The following is a 17,926-nucleotide window of genomic DNA, read 5'->3' as shown; positions in this document are numbered from 1 at the left end:
GAAACGTTGTATAGCAGAGCCAAGATTGCCAAGCGGATATAGTGAGGCATAAAAACCTTTCTTGTATAGAATTTAATTTAAGTGAGTTTGTTATCGCGTAAATATATCACTTATGCATATAAATGCAAAATGTATTTTTAGGTGGTTAAAACGTATTAATTTCATGAACTTGTAATGATTTGTTTCTAAATGGGAAAATGGTAGTTGATATATTGGAAAACAGGCTGCAGCGGGGAGTATTTTCAGATAATTAAGAGAGATAATTCCATATTTATCAGATAGATAGAAGCAGATGTGGGATAGATACAACTTGGAAATCATTGTATTTTCTGCTGTTGCTTAATTGCAGTTATTGTTTGCATGATTTGCCATTGTTGAGATGGGGAAATCAAATATTATGCGGGCGTTGATGGGTAAATTCTTTATGTAAAAAAGCCTGCTTTGTTTCAAAGCAGGCTTTTAAAGCTATGGTTTTGTTTTAGCTTAATTTTCCGTGGCATTGTTTATATTTTTTACCGCTTCCGCAGGGGCACAAATCATTGCGGTGGATAAACCGGCCTTGTTGTGCAAGTGTTTCCGGGCTGTAATCGTTGCCTGTGGGGTCGAATGCCTCGGTGGCGAGATCATCACGCGATTCGCCCAGTACGTCTTCCATCGACGGTGCGCCGGAGTGGGTGGCCTGCATGAATGAAGGCTCTTTCGGCTCGGTATCGGCAACGATGTCATCGCTTTGTTCGACTTGGACAGCCGTTAACAGAGATGCTACGTTTTGCTTGATGCCGTTCCACAGGTGTTCAAACATGATGAAGGCTTCGCGTTTGTATTCCTGCTTGGGGTTTTTCTGGGCGTAGCTGCGCAGATGGATACCTTGGCGCAGGTAATCCATAGCGGCCAGATGTTCACGCCAGTTGTTGTCGATTACTTGCAGCAAAACGTTGCGCTCGAAGTTGCTCATGTTTTGTTTGCCGACCAAATCGGATTTTTCGGCATATTCTTTTTCTGCTTGGGCAATCAGACGTTCTTTGATGTCGTGGTTGTCCAAAGTGTTGTTTTCTTTGAGCCAGCCTTGGATATCGGCATTCAAACGGAACTCGCTTGCCAGTTGGGCTTCCAGTGCGGGAATGTCCCATTCTTCTTCCATGGTGTCGGGCGGCATGTGGCTGTCAACCAAGCTGCCCAATACTTCTTCTCGGATGGCTTGAGCCAATTCGCCGACATCTTTGTTGGTCAGAATCTCGTTGCGGTAGTGGTAGATTACTTTACGTTGGTCGTTGGCAACGTCATCGTATTCCAATACTTGTTTACGCATGTCGAAGTTGCGACCTTCGACTTTGCGTTGTGCGCCTTCGATTTGACGGGTGAGCATGCTGTGTTCGATGGCAACGCCGCGTTCAGGGGCGAGGCGGTTGAGAAGCGCTGCTGCACGGTCGAGGGCGAAGAGGCGCAACAGCGGGTCTTCAAATGAAAGGTAGAAACGGCTGGAACCGGGGTCGCCCTGACGGCCGGCACGGCCGCGCAATTGGTTGTCGATACGGCGGCTTTCGTGGCGCTCGGTACCGATAATATGCAAGCCGCCTGCTGCCAATACTTTTTTGTGCTCGGCTTCCCAGCCGTTTTCCAGTTTGCTGATACGGGCTTGTTTTTCTTCTTCGCTCAGGCTTTCGTCGGCACGGATAGCGTCGCTTTGATGTTTGACGTTGCCGCCCAGCACGATATCGGTACCGCGGCCTGCCATGTTGGTGGCAACGGTAATCATGCTTGGTTTGCCGGCTTGGGCAACGATTAAGGCTTCGCGTTCGTGCTCTTTTGCGTTCAATACGTTATGCGGCAATCCGGCTTTGGTGAGGAGCGCGGAAACCAGCTCGGAGTTTTCGATACTGGTTGTGCCGACGAGTACGGGTTGCCCTTTATCGAAGCAGGCTTGGATGTCTTTGATAACGGCTTCGTATTTTTCTTCGGCAGTACGGAAGATCTGATCGTTGAAGTCTTTACGCTGCATCGGGCGGTTGGTGGGGATGATAACGGTTTCTAAGCCGTAGATGCTTTGGAATTCAAAGGCTTCTGTGTCGGCAGTACCGGTCATGCCTGAAAGTTTTTGATACAGGCGGAAGTAGTTTTGGAAGGTAATCGAAGCGAGGGTTTGGTTTTCGCGTTTGATTTCCACGCCTTCTTTGGCTTCTACGGCTTGGTGCAAGCCTTCAGACCAGCGGCGGCCTGACATCAGACGGCCTGTAAATTCGTCGACGATAACGATTTCGCCGTCTTGGATAACATAGTGCTGGTCTTTGTGGAATAAGGTGTGTGCGCGTAAGGCCGCCATCAGGTGGTGCATCAGCATGATGTTGGCGGCGGAGTAGAGCGAATCGCCTTCTTGGAGCAGACCGATTTCAGCCAAAATGCGCTCGGCGTGTTCGTGTCCGGCTTCGCTCAAAACGACGGAATGGGCTTTTTCGTCCACCCAGTAATCGCCCGCACCTTCTTCGGTTTGTTGGCGGATAAGGCGGGCAGGCACTTGATCCATCACTTGGTACAACTGCACGTTGTCGTCGGCTTGGCCTGAGATAATCAGCGGGGTACGGGCTTCGTCGATCAGGATGGAGTCCACTTCGTCCACGACAGCAAAAGACAGCTCGCGCTGAACTTTGTCGTATTGGTCGGTTACCATGTTGTCGCGCAGGTAGTCGAAACCGAATTCGTTGTTGGTGCCGTAGGTAATATCGGCATTGTAGGCGGTTTGACGGAAGAAGGGCTGCATGTCGCTGACAATCACGCCGACGCTCAAGCCTAAAAAGTTGTACAGCGGTTCCATAATGCCGGCGTCGCGCGAGGCAAGGTAGTCGTTGACGGTTACGACGTGAACGCCTTTGCCGGTAAGCGCGTTGAGATATACGGCCAAAGTAGCCACCAGTGTTTTACCTTCGCCGGTACGCATCTCGGCGATTTTTCCGTCGTGCAGCACCATACCGCCGATCAGCTGGACGTCGAAATGGCGCATACCCAGTACGCGGCGGCTGGCTTCGCGGCACACGGCGAATGCTTCGGGCAGGATGTCGTTGAGGCTTTCGCCGTTGGCTAAACGTTGTTTGAATTCAGGTGTTTTCGCTTTCAGAGCCTCGTCGCTGAGTTCTTTCAATTGAGGCTCGAGCGCGTTGATTTTGGCGACGGTTTTGCGGTATTGTTTGAGCAGGCGGTCGTTGCGGCTGCCGAATACTTTTTTGGCTAAGTTGGTAAGCATGGAATTTCCTGTGGCGGAGCGGCTTGGGCGTTCCGTGAATATAAATAAGATGCAAAAAATTAAATCCGAATTTTAACACAAGCCGTTTGGCAGGGTTACAATGCCGTCTGAAATGGCGGCAGTTTGACTGAATTTCAACTTTTCTTTACTGAATGAAAACAACACTCGGGCGGTTTGACTCAAAATGGACTTGGAAAAACTCGGTAAACAAGACAGCCGGCTGCTGGGTTTGCTCAAGCAGTCGCAGCAGTGGAGCAGACTCGATAGGGAGATAAAGCAGATTATGCCTGCCAATCTGCGCCCGCATTTTCAGACGGCCTGTGTGGAAGAGGGCGTGTTGATTTTGTTGGCCGCCAATAATATGGCTTTGTCGCGCTTGCGTATGATTGCGCCGGGATTGCTGCCGCAGTTGCAGAATATCCGTTCGGATATTCGGGAAGTGCGTGTGAAGATTGTGCCGAAACAGCCGGAGCCGGTGCGTAAAAACACACTGGTGTTGAGCGAGGCGGCGGTGGAAGGGTTTAAGCGCACTGCCGATCAGTTGGAGCAATATCCTGAATTGGCGGAGGCTTTGCGCAAATTGGCGGAGAGACACGGCGGTTAGCAAAATTGCCGTTTGTTTTGAACTTATTATTGTTGTTATTCTTGAAAACGCTTTTACAGCGGCCTGTTGTTGCGTTGCGCAGGCAAATCTTATCTTTCTCTTAAACTCATCACCTTTTTTCAGACGACCTTTATCCATCTCGCCAAAACTGAAAATAATCTGCACGGTGGTTGCTGCGTCCGAACACGGCTTCGCGGGCGTGTCGGATGCACAAGCGGTTGAAGGTGGCTCTTTGTTGCTGATTGTTTTCGATCACGTTCACTTCCAATGCGGTAGGTTTGGGAAGATGGTCGGCAAAATTGTTTTTTACCGCGTTCCAGCGGCTGCGTTGCAGGTGCACGATGGCGAACATGTCGGCGGCTATGCTTACGCCGATGCTGAATTGGGCGCGGGAAATCTGTGCGCAGAATCCTGTATCCGGGAAAAGGCAGCAGTCGGATTCTTCGGTGTAGCTGTACAGTTCTATTTTTACGGAGTTCGGGTCGGCGAATAAAGCGGCAAACAGGCGTTCAAATAAGGAAGGCTGCATCACGCCTTCGCTCAACATGCCGTAAAGGTTGGCCAGCCAGCGGGTATAGCTGTCGGGCGTGAAAGCAAATTCGGTCAATATTTTGCCCAAGCGCGGCTGCGGTCTTTGCTCGATGAGTTTGACAAACTCGGAACTGACTTCGGGCAGTTGTGCCAATACGGCTTGGTGCAGGCCGTGGACGAATGATGTGTTGTGGTTGTAGGGATTGCGGAAAATACCCAGCAATTTCAGCCGTAAAATGCGCCACAGTGCTTCGGGTAATTTCTGCTTGCCGGGGCGGACGGTTCTCAACATGTTGCTGGCTTCTTCATAACCGCTTTCGTGACGGCTAAACCAGCTTTCCAAGTTGTATTGGCTGCCGCCGCTGCCTTCAACGAAGGATAAGGTGTAGAGGTTGTTGATTTCCAGATTGTTTTCGATGTTGACGCTTTCCGCTTTGCCTTTATAGGGCTTGTGGAACAGTGAGAGCGGCAGGCGGTATACGTTTTGATTTTGCGGATTCACGCCGCGGTTGAATGCGTGTTGGCGCTGCTCGGTCTGTGCAATAAAATGATGGCCTTTGGTTACGTTGGCGGTAAGCAGTGCATAAGGTTTTTCTTCGCACAGCGGCGGTTCGCAATCGCTGAGTATAAAAGCGCGTTTCATATTTTCAGACGGCCTGATAGAAAAGAGGCTTTCATCATAACCATGTTGGGGAAGTATTTACAAGTATGGGGGCGGGGTTGGAAAGGTTCTGCCGTGTGGCGATCTGCGGATTATATTTTCGGCGCGTTGGCGAAGATTTGGGTAATTAAAAAAACAGCCCTGCCGGAGCAGAGCTGTTTGATTGCCGATATGAATGCGCTTTATTTCAAGCCGCTCAATCGGGCGGTGTCTTGGGCAATCATCAATTCTTCGTTGGTCGGAATCACCACTGCTTGGGCTTTGCTGTCGGCAGTAGTAATCACGCCGGCATTGCCGAAGCGGGCTTGGGTATTGGCTTGGGCATCTTCGGTTAAACCTAAGAAGCTTAAGTGATTCAGAACTTTGCTGCGGATAACGTCGGAGTTTTCACCGATGCCGCCGGTAAACACCAGAGCGTCCAAACCGCCGGCAGCTACGGCCATAGAAGCGGCATATTTGGCTAAGCGGTAAGAAAAGACTTCCAAGGCCAGCTTGGCGCCTTCGTGGCCTTTGGCGGCTTCTTCTTCAATGGTACGGCAGTCGTTGGAAAGTTCGGAAATGCCGAGCAAACCTGATTTTTTGTTCAACAAGTCGGTAACTTGGGTAATGCTCATGTTGGCGTTTTCGGCCAAGAAAGAGAAGATGCTCGGATCCACATCACCGCTGCGCGTACCCATCACCAAGCCTTCCAGCGGGGTTAAGCCCATGCTGGTGTCTTGGCATTGGCCGTTGGCGACGGCGGCAATCGAAGCGCCGTTACCCAAGTGTGCAATGACCATGCGCAGGCTGTTTTTGTCTTTACCCAAGAAACGGGCGGCTTCGTCGGCTACAAAACGGTAGCTGGTGCCGTGGAAACCGTAACGGCGCAGGCCGTATTTGCGGTAAAGTTCGCGCGGAACGGCATAAGTGTAGGCGTGTTCGGGAATGCTTTGGTGGAAGGCGGTGTCAAACACGGCCACGTTCGGCAGGCCTTTGAAAATGTTTTGCGCGGCGCGGATGCCCAACAAGTTTGCAGGGTTGTGCAAAGGTGCCAGCGGGATACATTTCTCAATGCCGTCAACCACTTCTTCGGTGATTACGATAGATTCGCTGTACAGCTCGCCGCCGCTGACTACACGGTGGCCTACTGCCGCGATACGGCTGTCGAGGCCGTGTTGTTTCAATTCGTTCATCAAGGCTTCCACTGCGCCGGTGTGGTCGGGATTGGCGGTCAGCTCCACTTTGTGTTTTTCGCCGTTTACTTTAAAAGTAATGTAGGCATCTGACAGATTCAGCTTTTCAGCCAAGCAGCTTAATAAAACCTCTCCGCTGTCGTTATCCAATACCGCGCCTTTCAATGAAGAGCTGCCGCAGTTCAATACTAAAATCAGTTTGTCAGACATAAAAATACTCCTGTTTTTTTATGCGGTATTTACCGCTGTTTGGATGCGTAAATCCGATTTAAGGTTAAAAAAGCCGCGTATTTTATCAAAATTATTGAAGGCCGTCTGAAAATTAAGCCGCCCCTGAAAATGGGTGGGAGTAATTGGATTTGGCTGCTGTTAAAGTTTGAATGGTTTGGGGCGGTAAGCGGTGTGATATTGTCGATATTCATGCGGGGAAGGATTGTTGCAGGCAAGATAGACGGTGCAATCATTTTTCTGTTTATCAAAAGCTTATAATCTGCCTTGTACATCAAGTTTTGATAATGCTAACATCGGCCAATCCATCATTATTCATTGTCGGAATGAGCTTGTTGCAGTGGTTTGTTGTCCGCAGCAATCCATGCTATTTGTGTCAATTCAATCAAATCATTCAAAGGAGAAAACATGGCTACTTTGCCGCGCCCGGAAGTTGATGAAAGCGGTCTGCTCGAATATTCGGTTGTTTATACCGATCGTGCTTTGAACCACATGTCGCAGAAATTTCAGACGGCCTTACGTTATATTTCCGCTACGTTGAAAAAAGTCTATCAAGCCGGGCATGTGGCCGTGATTCCCGGCAGCGGTTCGTCGGGTATGGAAGCCGTTGCCCGCCAGCTTGCGCGTGATGAAAAATGTTTGATTGTCCGTAACGGTTTTTTCAGTTTCCGTTGGACGCAGATTCTCGAAAAAGGCCGCATCGCCGCCGATGCCAAAGTGTTGACGGCCAAACAGCCTGCCGATGAAACCCAAGCGCCGTTTGCGCCTGCGCCGATTGAGGAAGTGTGCGCGGAAATTGCGGCTTACAAGCCTGCGGTTGTGTTTGCGCCGCATGTGGAAACCGCTTCGGGCATTATGCTGCCTGATGCTTATATCCGTCGGCTGGCCGAAGCCACTCATGCGGCGGGCGGATTGTTGGTGATCGACTGTATCGCTTCCGGCTGTATGTGGCTGGATATGGCACAGCTTGGTATTGATGTGCTGATTTCCGCGCCGCAAAAGGGCTGGAGCGGCTCGCCTTGCTGCGGTTTGGTGATGTTGAACGAGGCTGCATATGCCAAAGTGCAGGCTACGGAGTCCGACAGCTTCACGCTTGATTTGAAAAAATGGCTGCAAATCATGGAGGCTTTTGAAAACGGCGGTCATGCTTATCATGCTACGCCGCCAACCGATGCTTTGCTGAAATTGCATGATGTGATGAAAGAAGCCGAGGCCATTGGTTTTGACAAACTGAAAGCGGCGCAGATTGAATTGGGCCGTAAAATCAGAACGCTGTTGGCGGAGCAAGGTTATCCGAGCGTGGCGGCGGAAGGTTTTGAAGCACCGGGCGTGGTGGTGAGCTACACCGATCGTGCCGACATTCAAAACGGCAAGGCTTTTACGGCGCACGGTATTCAGATTGCGTCGGGCGTACCGCTCCAATGCGGCGAGCGCAGTGATTTCCAAACGTTCCGCTTGGGCTTGTTCGGCTTGGACAAACTGGAAAATGTAGATCGCACGGTACAAACATTTGCAGAGGTGTTGAAGAAGGTTTGAGGCCGTCTGAAAATGCAGTGTTGTTAAAGGCTTTGCGGCGTTTCTAGTATCTAAGTTATTTATTTTTATAAGAGAACCTGCAAAGGCTTGTGTAAACATTTGAGGCCGTCTGAAAAATATTTTTCAGACGGCCTCAAATGTTTAGGGAAGGGCATACTACTGTTTTACAGCGCGGCTTCTTCCTCTTTTTTTACCGTGTTTTTCTTGAACTTCAACATCACCTCGGATTTTTTCGAATCCCAATCTATGCGGACAAAACCTCCGTCGGCGAGTTTGCCGAAGAGCAGTTCGTCGGCCAATGCTTTGCGGATTTTTTCCTGAATCAAACGGCTCATCGGGCGCGCACCCATTTGCGGATCGAACCCTTCTTCTGCCAAATAGCGGCGCAATGCCGGCGTAAACTCGGCTTCCACTTTTTTATCCAGCAGTTGTTGTTCGAGTTGCAGCAGGAATTTATCCACCACTTTGGCAATAATCTGTCCGTCCAGCGGCGCAAACGGAATAATGGCGTCCAAGCGGTTGCGGAATTCGGGTGTGAACTGTTTGTTGATGGCTTCCATTTCATCGCCGCGTTGACGTTTGCCCGCGAAGCCCATAGCCGGTTTGCTCAGGCTTTCGGCACCGGCATTGGTGGTCATAATAATGATAACGTTGCGGAAATCCGCACTTTTGCCGTTGTTGTCGGTCAGCTTGCCGTAGTCCATCACCTGCAGCAGCACGTTGAAAATATCGGGATGCGCTTTTTCGATTTCGTCGAGCAGTAACACGCAGAAAGGCTGTTTGTTTACCGCTTCCGTCAACAGGCCGCCCTGTTCGAAACCGACATAGCCCGGAGGCGCACCGATTAAGCGCGACACAGCATGGCGTTCCATATATTCCGACATATCAAAGCGTTGCAGTGGCACACCCAATGAATAAGCCAGCTGTTTGGCCACTTCGGTTTTACCCACGCCGGTGGGGCCGGAAAACAGAAAGCTGCCGATGGGTTTGTCGGGCAGCCCCAAGCCGGAGCGTGCCATTTTCACGGCGGCAACTAATGCTTCAATGGAATTATCCTGACCGAACACCATATTTTTCAGATCGCGCGCCAGATATTGCAGGACTTGTTTGTCGTCATGGGAAACGGTTTTTTCGGGAATGCGGGCAACTTTGGCAATCACCGCTTCGATTTGTGCTTTGCCGATTACTTTTTTCTGTTTTGATTTCGGCATAATCCGTTGCGCCGCACCGGCTTCGTCCATTACGTCGATGGCTTTGTCGGGTAAAAAACGCTCGTTGATATAGCGTGCGGAAAGTTCGGCGGCGGCTTCCAATGCACCGGATGTGTAGCGCACTTGGTGGAAGTCTTCAAACATCGGTTTCAATCCGCGCAGAATCTGCACGGTTTCGGCGACGCTCGGTTCCACAACGTCGATTTTTTGGAAGCGGCGGCTCAAGGCGTGATCTTTGTCGAAAATGGTGCGGTACTCATCATAAGTAGTTGCACCGATACAGCGCAGTAAACCTTTTGCCAACGCGGGTTTCAGCAGGTTGGAAGCATCCATCGTGCCGCCGGATGTGCTGCCTGCGCCGATAATGGTGTGAATTTCGTCTACAAATAAAATGGCGTTGGGTATTTTGGCCAATTGTTTTAAGACGGCTTTTACCCGCGCTTCAAAATCCCCACGGTATTTCGTGCCCGCGAGCAGGGCACCCATGTCAAGGGAAAATACCACCGCATCTTGAAGGGTTTCGGGTGCGCTGCCTTTAACGATCATGTGTGCAAGACCCTCTGCCAGCGCAGTTTTTCCGACACCGGCTTCTCCGACGAGAAGGGGGTTGTTTTTACGGCGGCGGCATAAAACCTGTACCATGCGTTCTATTTCTGCACGGCGGCCGATTAAAGGGTCTATGCGCCCGGCCAGCACTTCTGCATTCAGGTTGACTGTATAAGCCGACAAAGCATCGTTGTTTTCTTTGCCGGAAGTGCTTGATGCTTCGTCTTCCTGTTCGCTTTCGGACTGTTCGTCGAACGGTACGCCGTGCGCAACGCAGCGGAGAATGTCGTAGCGGGTCACCGACTGAAGCTGTAAGAAATATACTGCATGGCTGTCCGATTCACTCATCAGGGAAACCAATACGTCTAAAGGCTTTACGTCTTGCTTGCCGGCAGATTGCGCGTGAACCATGGCACGCTGCAATACACGCTGGAAACCTAAAGTAGGCTGGGTTTCGGTTTTGTCAAACAGATGTTCGGGCAGCACGGGGGTGTTGTCGACCATGCTGCTGATCAGTTGTTCGGAAAGCACGCCGCAGTCTGCACCGCATTTGCTCAATACGTTGTACACTTCTTCGCTTTGTTCTATCAGTGCCAACAGAAGGTGTTCCAGGCTGATAAATTCATATTTCTGCTTGCGTGCGTCGGTGTAGATAATCTGTAAAATCTGCTCAAGCTCGGCTGAAATCATTTAAACCTCCTCAACAGTACATTGCAGCGGATGGCCTTCTTCGCGCGCGCATGTCATTACTTGCCGTTGTTTCGTTTCGGCTATATCGCGCGAGTAGACGCCGCATAATCCTTTTCCTTCATGATGAACCAGCAGCATAACGGCGACTGCACGTTCTTCGGGCATCATGAATATTTCTGTTAATACTTTAACAACAAAATCCATCGTCGTGTAATCGTCATTGAGAAGATACACGCCGTAGCGTTTCGGCGGTGTGGTGCGGCTGCGGTTTAAGACGTCGGTATCTGAATCGTACTGCGTGTTGTGCTTAGTCATATTAAATCTTTAAAGAATTTTTTGGAGGCGGTTTATGTTGTTTTTTGCTTTATTTTAATAAATTTTGTCTTTTTTCCCAAACACTACTTGACTACACACCTTAACATAGGTAAAAAGCTTTCTTAGGCAGAGCTTGGCAGCCGGGTATAAAGCATAATGGTTTGGGAGAAACTCGAAACTTTTAGGTTTTCAGCGTTGCCTGAATTTGCTGTTTTTTGTTAATTTTTTAGTATAGGAAGTTCAATGGCAACCGGTATTGTTAAATGGTTTAACGACGCTAAAGGTTTTGGTTTCATCACTCCGGACGAAGGCGGCGAAGATTTGTTCGCTCACTTCTCTGCGATCAACATGGAAGGTTTCAAAACCCTGAAAGAAGGCCAACGCGTTTCTTTCGACGTTACCACCGGCCCCAAAGGCAAACAAGCTGCTAATATTCAGGCTGCTTAATTAAGACGTTGTCGGGGTGTTCCGACAACCGGTTTATATTTAATGGCGGGTTAGGAAACCTGCCATTTCTTTTTGCCTGATTTTACTCTGGTTTTATCGGAACATGTTGTTTTAAATACAAATCGGATGCTGCTAATGCCGAACTCTGAAGAATATAAAACTGCTTTAAAGCAAATTGAAGAGTTAATCAATCATTTGCGCTGCCATCAATCGGCATCATGTGCATTGGCGGAAGAGGAAGATGCTCTATTGATACGTCTCGCAGATTGGAAAACTGATCTCAAGCCGCACCATCATGAAGCCATAGCCGAAATAGGGCGTTATTACCAACAATTCATTTTATCTGATAAGTCAATATGAACATTGCCGTCAAACCCGGTATTTACCGCCATTACAAAGGCAATCTGTATGAAGTGATCGGCGTGGCATCGCATTCCGAAACGGAAGAGCCGATGGTTGTGTATCGCGCGCTCTATGGCAGTTACGGTCTGTGGGTGAGGCCGGCGCAGATGTTTGCGGAAACCGTAGTACACGAAGGCAAGACCGGGAAACGCTTCACCTGCATACAGGTATTCTGATTTTTTCATTGGTCTTTTCGTTGCAATAAAAACCTTTGAACGTATAACCATTTTCTTCTTTTCAGACGGCCTTCTGCTAGAATAGGCCGTCTGAATCATTATCCGATTGAAACATTATGAGTATAGCCAACAATAAAAAAGCGTTTCACGACTATTTTATCGAAGACCAAATCGAAGCCGGTTTGGTATTGGAAGGCTGGGAAGTCAAGGCCATCCGTGCCGGCCGCGTGCAGTTGAAAGAAAGCTATATCCATTGGAAAAAAGATGCTTTTTATTTGGTGGGCTGCCATATTACCGCGCTGCCCACCGCCTCTACCCATGTCAAACCCGACCCTGTGCGTCAGCGCAAATTGCTGTTGAACCAATCCGAAATCAACAAGCTTATCGGTAAAACCGAGCGTGCGGGCTATACGATAGTGCCGTTAAACATGCACTACCATCGGGGCAAAATCAAAATGGACATCGGTTTGGCGAAAGGTAAGAAGCAGCACGACAAACGCCAAAGCCTGAAAGAAGCCGACTGGAAACGCGAAAAACAACGCTTGATGAAAAACGCGGGTTAATCGGCCGCCCGCAGATTTACTGTTTTACATAGGCCGTCTGAAAACTTAATCTACATTGCAAAGGAAATACGATGAAACACAAAATCTTAGCTTTCACTCTGCTGGCTTTGGGGCTGAGTGCATGTGGCACCACTAAAGTTAACGTTGCTGACAATCGGTCAGACGAATTGAAAACCATACAGCGTATCTGCATTATTCCGAACCCCAAACGCACGCCGCACGGTTTGGAGCAAGTGATTGCCCGTTCGCTGCAAAATCAAGGTATTGAGGCTGAAATCGTGGATGTGGCTGCCAATCGCCAACGTCTTTATGAGCCGGAATGCCGCTACAACTTGCGCTACATTTCTGCCGGCAGCCCTGAAATGATTAAAAAGATCGCCATGATTCTGCGCACGCCCGATTATCATGTCGCCAACCTGGGCTATAACGTCAACGACGAGCCGGAATACCGCAGCTCGCCCAACTTGCAGCAGCAAACCGACGGCATTATCGCCCGCCTGCTGGGTAAAAAAGCGCAATAATTCTTAACACCCCCTTTTCAGACGGCCTGCACAGCACAATAATGCAGGCCGTCTGAACACATTCGGAGCGTAAACATGCGCCAGTCTTCACTTGCTTTGCCTTTATTCCTGATTATTGCGGGCGCGGTATGGTTTCTCAAAACCACCGGCATTTTGCCGCCGACCGCCACCTTGATTGCCGCCGGTTTGGCCATAGGCGGTATCGCCGTTTTGCTGATAGACGGCATTAACAAACAGTCTGTCGTCTCCGGCCCGCTGCTGGTTTACATCGGCGCCGCCGTGTACCTCAAAAGCCAATATCTGCTCGGCTATTCGCCGCTGATTGCTTTGGGTATGATGATTCTCGGCTGCTTGTTGCTGCTTTCACGCAGCAGCGTCGTGCCGTACAAACATCCCAAGCTGCCCGAACATTAAGCCGTTGCCCAAGCAGCAAAACACAATTCAGGCCGTCTGAAAAAATGGTACAATAACGCCCTTTTCAGACGGCCTGATAACTTTATTTGCCGTACCCCTTTTTGCATTGTGCAACCGCAAAACCAACCCGAAGAAATCACCATGACCCAAGACAAAATCCTCATTCTCGATTTCGGCTCGCAAGTAACCCAACTCATCGCCCGCCGCGTGCGCGAAGCCCATGTTTACTGCGAACTCCATTCCTACGATATGCCTTTGGAAGACATCAAAGCTTTTGCGCCCAAAGGCATTATTCTTTCCGGCGGCCCCAATTCCGTTTACGAATCCGATTATCAGGCCGACACCGGCATTTTCGACTTAGGCATTCCCGTGCTCGGCATCTGCTACGGTATGCAGTTTATGGCGCATCATCTCGGCGGCGAAGTTTCCCCCGGCGACCAGCGCGAATTCGGCTACGCCCAAGTAAAAACCATCGACTGCGAACTCACCCGCGGCCTTTCAGACGGCCTGCCCAACACGCTCGACGTGTGGATGAGTCACGGCGACAAAGTATCCAAACTGCCCGAAGGCTTCTGCATCATCGGCGACACGCCAAGCTGCCCCGTGGCCATGATGGAAAATGCCGAAAAACAATTCTACGGCATCCAATTCCACCCCGAAGTCACCCACACCAAACAAGGCCGCGCCTTACTCAACCGTTTCGTGCTCGACATCTGCGGTGCGCAACCCAGCTGGACCATGCCCAACTACATCGACGAAGCCGTAGCCAAAATCCGCGAGCAAGTGGGTAGCGACGAAGTGATTCTCGGCTTGTCCGGCGGCGTGGATTCTTCCGTAGCCGCCGCGTTGATCCACCGCGCCATCGGCGACCAACTCACCTGCGTATTCGTTGATCACGGCCTCCTGCGCCTGAACGAAGGCCAAATGGTGATGGATATGTTTGCCCGCAACTTGGGCGTAAACGTGATTCACGTTGATGCGACCGACGACTTCATGGGCAAACTCGCCGGCGTGACCGACCCCGAACAAAAACGCAAAATCATCGGTGCCGAATTCGTAGAAGTGTTCCAAACCGAAGCCGGCAAACGCCAAAACGCCAAATGGCTGGCACAAGGCACGATTTACCCCGACGTGATCGAAAGTGCCGGTGCCAAAACCAAAAAAGCCCATGCCATCAAGAGCCACCACAACGTAGGCGGCCTGCCTGAAACCCTCAACCTGAAGCTGCTCGAACCGCTGCGCGATCTGTTTAAAGACGAAGTGCGCGAACTCGGCGTAGCACTCGGCCTGCCGCGCGAAATGGTGTACCGCCATCCCTTCCCCGGCCCCGGCTTGGGCGTGCGCATTCTCGGCGAAGTGAAAAAAGAATACGCCGACCTTCTGCGCCGTGCCGACGATATTTTCATCCAAGAGCTGCGTAACACCACCGACGAAAACGGCACTTCATGGTACGACCTCACCAGCCAAGCCTTTGCCGTGTTCCTGCCGGTCAAATCCGTCGGCGTGATGGGCGACGGCCGCACTTATGAATATGTTGTAGCGTTGCGCGCCGTCGTAACCAGCGACTTCATGACCGCACATTGGGCCGAACTGCCTTATTCGCTGCTCGGCAAAGTGTCCAACCGCATCATCAACGAAGTACGCGGCATCAACCGCGTGGTGTACGACGTAAGCGGCAAACCGCCTGCCACGATTGAGTGGGAATAAGCCGGTTATTTTTATTGATATAACCATAGGCCGTCTGAAAAATCATTTTCAGACGGCCTTATTCATTACTGCCTTAACAAGTTGACGGCTTTTCATTCACAGTCCCATTGCATGTTTGATCAAGCGGTTTTTGACGGCGGGCACGGCGTTAACCAAATTCAGGCCGGTGTTGCGCAGCCGGGGCAGGGCAGGGAGGTGTTTTTCGTTAAAGAGGTGGAAGAGGCCGTCGCAGCCGAGCTGCATGGTGCGGACGGGTTCCAGGCGGTTGCGGGCGTATTGCTTCAATAGTTGGTAGGCGCCGACATCGGGGGCGTGGCGGCTGAGGCGGGCAAATTCAATCACGTCGCCGAAGCCGAGGTTCACGCCCTGCCCGGCGAGAGGATGGATGGTGTGCGCGGCGTCGCCCATGAATAGGACGCGTTGGGCGACAGTGGATTCGGGGCGGCGCAAGATTAAATCGAAAGCGAAGGCGGGGGAGAGCGGTGAAAGTTGGCCGAGTACGTTTTCGCCTTGCGCGGTGACGGCAGCGGCCAGGTCTTCGGGGCTGAGGCCGGTGAGTTTTTCAGGCTTGTGTGTGCTCCAAACGATGGAGATTTTTTTGTCGGGGAGCGGCAGGTAGGCAAGGACGTCGCCGTTTTTGAACCATTGGAAGGCGGTGCCGTGGTGGTCTTGTTCGGTGTGGAAGTTGGCAACTACGCCGTGCTGGCGGTAGGGGTCTTCTTTAACGGTGATGCCTGCTTGTCGGCGTACCCACGAGTTGGCGCCGTCTGCACCGATAATCAGTTTGGCTTGGAGTATTTCGCCGTTTGCGAGAGTTAGTGAGGCCGTCTGAATATCGGTTTCAAGCTTTTCGGCGGCTTCGGTAATCACGGGTATTTCTAAGGCGCGGATTTGCTGCCACAGGCCGGCGAGCAGCCAGCGGTTTTCGGCGATGCAGGTGAGGTGCGGTGCGTCGATGTCGGCGGCTTTGAACTCGATGCGGCCGCCGTTGTCGCCGCGTACGTCCATGCGTGAAACGGGCTGGATACGGCTTTCAGACGGCCAAGCGTTGAGCGATTGGAGCAGTTTTTGGTTGGCGGGGCTGATGGCGTAGATGCGGGCATCCCAGCCGTTTTCGAGTTTGGCGAAATCGGTTTCGGGAGGGCGGATTTCAAGCAGGGCGACGTCACGGCCTTGCTGTTTGAGGGATACTGCGGCGGCGGCGCCGACCAATCCGCCGCCGATAATGATGATTTCGTGGTTCATGTAGGCAGTTTCTGTGTCTGTAACGGTTTGGCTGGATTATACCCGTTTCAGACGGCCTTTTATATTTTGAGGCCGTCTGAAAACTTATTGCATAAGGTTTGGTCTATATGCAGCCGGGAAAAGGGGCGGCTGTTTTTTCAGACGGCCCCGGCTTTGAATAAAACGGAATCCGGCGGCAAGCATATCCAAGTAGATTGTGGGATCATGTACGGCGGTACTAAATAGACACTGATGGTTGCAGTCGGTAGAATGGATGCCGTCTGAAAATAAGGGAAATCATGAATATTTTGATTTGTAACGACGACGGCTATCTCTCGCCCGGCATTGCGATTCTGGCGCGGGTGGCCGCAGAGTTTGCCAATGTGCGCGTAGTAGCGCCGGAGCGCGACCGCAGCGGCGTCAGCAATTCGCTCACACTCGACCGCCCTTTGCGCATCCGTGAGGCCGACAACGGCTTTTATTATGTGAGCGGTACGCCGACAGACTGCATTCATCTCGCTTTGCACGCGCTGCCCGAGTTTCAGCCCGATTTGGTGCTTTCCGGCATCAACAACGGTGCCAATATGGGCGACGATACTTTATATTCGGGCACGGTTGCGGCGGCGACCGAGGCTTATCTGCTGGGTATTCCCGCGATTGCCTTTTCTTTAAACGATTTTACCGGCCGCTATTGGGAAACGGCGGAAAAAGCCGCTTGGATTATGTTGGAACATTTGCTGAAAAATCCGCCCAAGCAGCCGATTTTGTGGAATGTAAATATTCCTGCCGTGGCACCCGAAGATATTCAGGGCTGTAAAATTACCCGTTTGGGTAAGCGGCATCATGTGCAGAGCATCGTGCCTGCGCACAATCCGCGCGGCGAGGCGGTTTACTGGATCGGCCCGATAGGCGATATCTCCGACCGCAACGGCGGCACCGATTTTGCCGAGAGCGAATCGGGCTATATTACGGTAACACCCTTGCAGATTGATTTGACCGATTATCATAAAATGGACGAAGTGGCGGCATTTTGGCAGGGAGTGATGCCGTAATGCAGGGAAACTGGACGGGTTTTGAAAACCGCCGCCGCCGCATGATCGAACGGTTGGCGAGGATGGGCATCGGCGGGCGGGTATTGCAGGCAATGACCCGCGTGCCGCGCCATCTTTTTGTTGAAGAAGCCCTGCAAACCCGGGCTTATGATGAGATGTCGCTGCCGTTGGGTTTGGGGCAAACCATTTCCCAGCCTTATACCGTAGCCAAAATGACGGATTTGCTGTTGGGCGGCGCGTCGCAAAATATGCGGCGGGTGCTGGAAATCGGCACCGGTTGCGGTTATCAGACGGCCGTACTTTTAGCCTTGGATTTGCCTGAGATTTATTCGGTAGAGCGTTTGCGCCCGCTGCATGAGCGCGCCAAACAGCATTTGCGTACAGCAGGGTTGTTGGCCAAAGCGCGTATGGTGTGCGGCGACGGCTACTTGGGGTTGCCCGAAGTCGCACCGTTTGACGGTATCTTGGTTACCGCCGCACCCGCCGAAGTGCCGCTTGCCCTTTTGCAGCAGCTTGCCGTCGGCGGGCGTATGGTGCTGCCTTTAGACGAAGGCGGCGTGCAGTATTTGTGGCTGATTGAGAAAACACCGCAGGGATACCGCGAAACCTGTGTGCAGGAAGCCAACTTTGTACCGTTGGTCAGCGGTATGGACACTTAAATTGTAAAGACTTGAGAGTAAGGCATAATTTG

Annotated in this window: 17 protein-coding genes; 11 read left to right on the top strand and 6 right to left on the bottom strand. The window is 51.3% G+C overall.

All coding sequences use genetic code 11. From position 1 onward, the window contains the following. Positions 1-478: 478 nt before the first annotated feature. Complete coding sequence (gene secA, locus LVJ85_RS09480; RefSeq protein WP_244739267.1) at positions 479-3,235, bottom strand: preprotein translocase subunit SecA; 2,757 nt, start codon at positions 3,233-3,235, stop codon at positions 479-481. A gap of 184 nt (positions 3,236-3,419) precedes the next feature. Between secA and LVJ85_RS09475 the strand changes: the two genes are divergently transcribed. Beyond that, positions 3,420-3,839, top strand: coding sequence for a DciA family protein (locus LVJ85_RS09475; RefSeq protein WP_244739261.1), 420 nt, complete (start codon positions 3,420-3,422; stop codon positions 3,837-3,839). A 130-nt stretch (positions 3,840-3,969) separates the two neighbouring features. Here LVJ85_RS09475 and LVJ85_RS09470 read toward each other — a convergent pair whose 3' ends face one another. Together LVJ85_RS09470 and LVJ85_RS09465 are read right to left on the bottom strand one after the other, a co-directional pair. Beyond that, on the bottom strand, positions 3,970-5,013 hold the full coding sequence (locus tag LVJ85_RS09470) for a hypothetical protein (RefSeq protein ID WP_244739259.1): 1,044 nt from the start codon (positions 5,011-5,013) through the stop codon (positions 3,970-3,972). A gap of 200 nt (positions 5,014-5,213) precedes the next feature. After that, a complete protein-coding gene (locus LVJ85_RS09465) occupies positions 5,214-6,413 on the bottom strand; it encodes an acetate kinase (protein ID WP_244739257.1) in 1,200 nt (399 codons plus the stop codon). Between the two features lie 426 nt (positions 6,414-6,839). On the opposite strand from LVJ85_RS09465, the gene LVJ85_RS09460 reads away from it, so the two are divergent. Further along, the gene (locus LVJ85_RS09460; RefSeq protein WP_244739255.1) at positions 6,840-7,967 is read left to right on the top strand and encodes an aminotransferase class V-fold PLP-dependent enzyme; all 1,128 of its coding nucleotides are present in this window, start codon (positions 6,840-6,842) and stop codon (positions 7,965-7,967) included. A 164-nt stretch (positions 7,968-8,131) separates the two neighbouring features. Here LVJ85_RS09460 and clpA read toward each other — a convergent pair whose 3' ends face one another. Together clpA and clpS are read right to left on the bottom strand one after the other, a co-directional pair. Further along, positions 8,132-10,414 (bottom strand): ATP-dependent Clp protease ATP-binding subunit ClpA, encoded by a 2,283-nt coding sequence (clpA, locus tag LVJ85_RS09455; protein WP_244739253.1) that lies wholly within the window; start codon positions 10,412-10,414, stop codon positions 8,132-8,134. Next, positions 10,415-10,729 carry an ATP-dependent Clp protease adapter ClpS gene (gene clpS, locus LVJ85_RS09450; RefSeq protein WP_244739244.1) on the bottom strand — a complete coding sequence of 105 codons (315 nt, stop codon included), beginning with the start codon at positions 10,727-10,729 and terminating at the stop codon, positions 10,415-10,417. Between the two features lie 243 nt (positions 10,730-10,972). Here clpS and LVJ85_RS09445 point away from each other — a divergent pair, with 243 nt between their 5' ends. From LVJ85_RS09445 to guaA, 7 genes are all read left to right on the top strand, one after another. After that, complete coding sequence (locus tag LVJ85_RS09445; protein WP_002217533.1) at positions 10,973-11,176, top strand: cold-shock protein; 204 nt, start codon at positions 10,973-10,975, stop codon at positions 11,174-11,176. Positions 11,177-11,311: 135 nt separating this feature from the next. Continuing rightward, entirely contained in the window at positions 11,312-11,536 is a 225-nt protein-coding gene (locus LVJ85_RS09440; protein ID WP_244739242.1) for a branched-chain amino acid ABC transporter, read from the top strand. After that, the gene (locus tag LVJ85_RS09435; RefSeq protein ID WP_244739240.1) at positions 11,533-11,754 is read left to right on the top strand and encodes a DUF1653 domain-containing protein; all 222 of its coding nucleotides are present in this window, start codon (positions 11,533-11,535) and stop codon (positions 11,752-11,754) included. Before LVJ85_RS09440 ends, LVJ85_RS09435 begins: the two co-directional genes overlap by 4 nt. A 116-nt stretch (positions 11,755-11,870) precedes the next feature. Continuing rightward, positions 11,871-12,317, top strand: a complete 447-nt coding sequence (gene smpB / locus LVJ85_RS09430) for an SsrA-binding protein SmpB (RefSeq protein ID WP_244739238.1) — start codon at positions 11,871-11,873, stop codon at positions 12,315-12,317. A gap of 71 nt (positions 12,318-12,388) precedes the next feature. After that, positions 12,389-12,838: a hypothetical protein gene (locus LVJ85_RS09425; RefSeq protein WP_244739228.1), complete on the top strand. Its 450-nt coding sequence runs from the start codon at positions 12,389-12,391 to the stop codon at positions 12,836-12,838. Between the two features lie 75 nt (positions 12,839-12,913). After that, the gene (locus LVJ85_RS09420) at positions 12,914-13,252 is read left to right on the top strand and encodes a hypothetical protein (protein WP_115134719.1); all 339 of its coding nucleotides are present in this window, start codon (positions 12,914-12,916) and stop codon (positions 13,250-13,252) included. A 141-nt stretch (positions 13,253-13,393) separates the two neighbouring features. After that, on the top strand, positions 13,394-14,959 hold the full coding sequence (gene guaA / locus LVJ85_RS09415) for a glutamine-hydrolyzing GMP synthase (RefSeq protein WP_244739226.1): 1,566 nt from the start codon (positions 13,394-13,396) through the stop codon (positions 14,957-14,959). Between the two features lie 96 nt (positions 14,960-15,055). On the opposite strand, the gene LVJ85_RS09410 is transcribed toward guaA, so the two are convergent. Continuing rightward, on the bottom strand, positions 15,056-16,204 hold the full coding sequence (locus tag LVJ85_RS09410) for an FAD-dependent monooxygenase (protein WP_244739221.1): 1,149 nt from the start codon (positions 16,202-16,204) through the stop codon (positions 15,056-15,058). A 278-nt stretch (positions 16,205-16,482) separates the two neighbouring features. On the opposite strand from LVJ85_RS09410, the gene surE reads away from it, so the two are divergent. Together surE and LVJ85_RS09400 are read left to right on the top strand one after the other, a co-directional pair. After that, positions 16,483-17,235 carry a 5'/3'-nucleotidase SurE gene (gene surE, locus LVJ85_RS09405; RefSeq protein WP_244739220.1) on the top strand — a complete coding sequence of 251 codons (753 nt, stop codon included), beginning with the start codon at positions 16,483-16,485 and terminating at the stop codon, positions 17,233-17,235. Next, the gene (locus LVJ85_RS09400; RefSeq protein ID WP_244739218.1) at positions 17,235-17,894 is read left to right on the top strand and encodes a protein-L-isoaspartate(D-aspartate) O-methyltransferase; all 660 of its coding nucleotides are present in this window, start codon (positions 17,235-17,237) and stop codon (positions 17,892-17,894) included. The genes surE and LVJ85_RS09400 overlap by 1 nt, the downstream gene beginning before the upstream one ends. The last annotated feature ends 32 nt before the right edge of the window (positions 17,895-17,926 follow it).

It is taken from the genome of Neisseria sp. Dent CA1/247 (assembly GCF_022870825.1).
Taxonomy (GTDB): Bacteria; Pseudomonadota; Gammaproteobacteria; order Burkholderiales; family Neisseriaceae; genus Neisseria; species Neisseria zoodegmatis.
Note: the sequence above shows the minus strand (reverse complement) of the source record. Positions and strands in the feature narration are given on the sequence as shown.

Bases quoted from the DNA above. Each gene is read 5' to 3' on its own strand.
- LVJ85_RS09460 (WP_244739255.1), top strand. From the start codon at position 6,840: ATGGCTACTTTGCCGCGCCCGGAAGTTGATGAAAGCGGTCTGCTCGAA.
- secA (WP_244739267.1), bottom strand. From the start codon at position 3,235: ATGCTTACCAACTTAGCCAAAAAAGTATTCGGCAGCCGCAACGACCGC.
- LVJ85_RS09425 (WP_244739228.1), top strand. From the start codon at position 12,389: ATGAAACACAAAATCTTAGCTTTCACTCTGCTGGCTTTGGGGCTGAGT.
- LVJ85_RS09465 (WP_244739257.1), bottom strand. From the start codon at position 6,413: ATGTCTGACAAACTGATTTTAGTATTGAACTGCGGCAGCTCTTCATTG.
- clpA (WP_244739253.1), bottom strand. From the start codon at position 10,414: ATGATTTCAGCCGAGCTTGAGCAGATTTTACAGATTATCTACACCGAC.
- LVJ85_RS09440 (WP_244739242.1), top strand. From the start codon at position 11,312: ATGCCGAACTCTGAAGAATATAAAACTGCTTTAAAGCAAATTGAAGAG.
- clpS (WP_244739244.1), bottom strand. From the start codon at position 10,729: ATGACTAAGCACAACACGCAGTACGATTCAGATACCGACGTCTTAAAC.
- smpB (WP_244739238.1), top strand. From the start codon at position 11,871: ATGAGTATAGCCAACAATAAAAAAGCGTTTCACGACTATTTTATCGAA.
- surE (WP_244739220.1), top strand. From the start codon at position 16,483: ATGAATATTTTGATTTGTAACGACGACGGCTATCTCTCGCCCGGCATT.
- LVJ85_RS09435 (WP_244739240.1), top strand. From the start codon at position 11,533: ATGAACATTGCCGTCAAACCCGGTATTTACCGCCATTACAAAGGCAAT.
- LVJ85_RS09420 (WP_115134719.1), top strand. From the start codon at position 12,914: ATGCGCCAGTCTTCACTTGCTTTGCCTTTATTCCTGATTATTGCGGGC.
- LVJ85_RS09445 (WP_002217533.1), top strand. From the start codon at position 10,973: ATGGCAACCGGTATTGTTAAATGGTTTAACGACGCTAAAGGTTTTGGT.
- LVJ85_RS09400 (WP_244739218.1), top strand. From the start codon at position 17,235: ATGCAGGGAAACTGGACGGGTTTTGAAAACCGCCGCCGCCGCATGATC.
- LVJ85_RS09410 (WP_244739221.1), bottom strand. From the start codon at position 16,204: ATGAACCACGAAATCATCATTATCGGCGGCGGATTGGTCGGCGCCGCC.
- LVJ85_RS09470 (WP_244739259.1), bottom strand. From the start codon at position 5,013: ATGAAACGCGCTTTTATACTCAGCGATTGCGAACCGCCGCTGTGCGAA.
- LVJ85_RS09475 (WP_244739261.1), top strand. From the start codon at position 3,420: ATGGACTTGGAAAAACTCGGTAAACAAGACAGCCGGCTGCTGGGTTTG.
- guaA (WP_244739226.1), top strand. From the start codon at position 13,394: ATGACCCAAGACAAAATCCTCATTCTCGATTTCGGCTCGCAAGTAACC.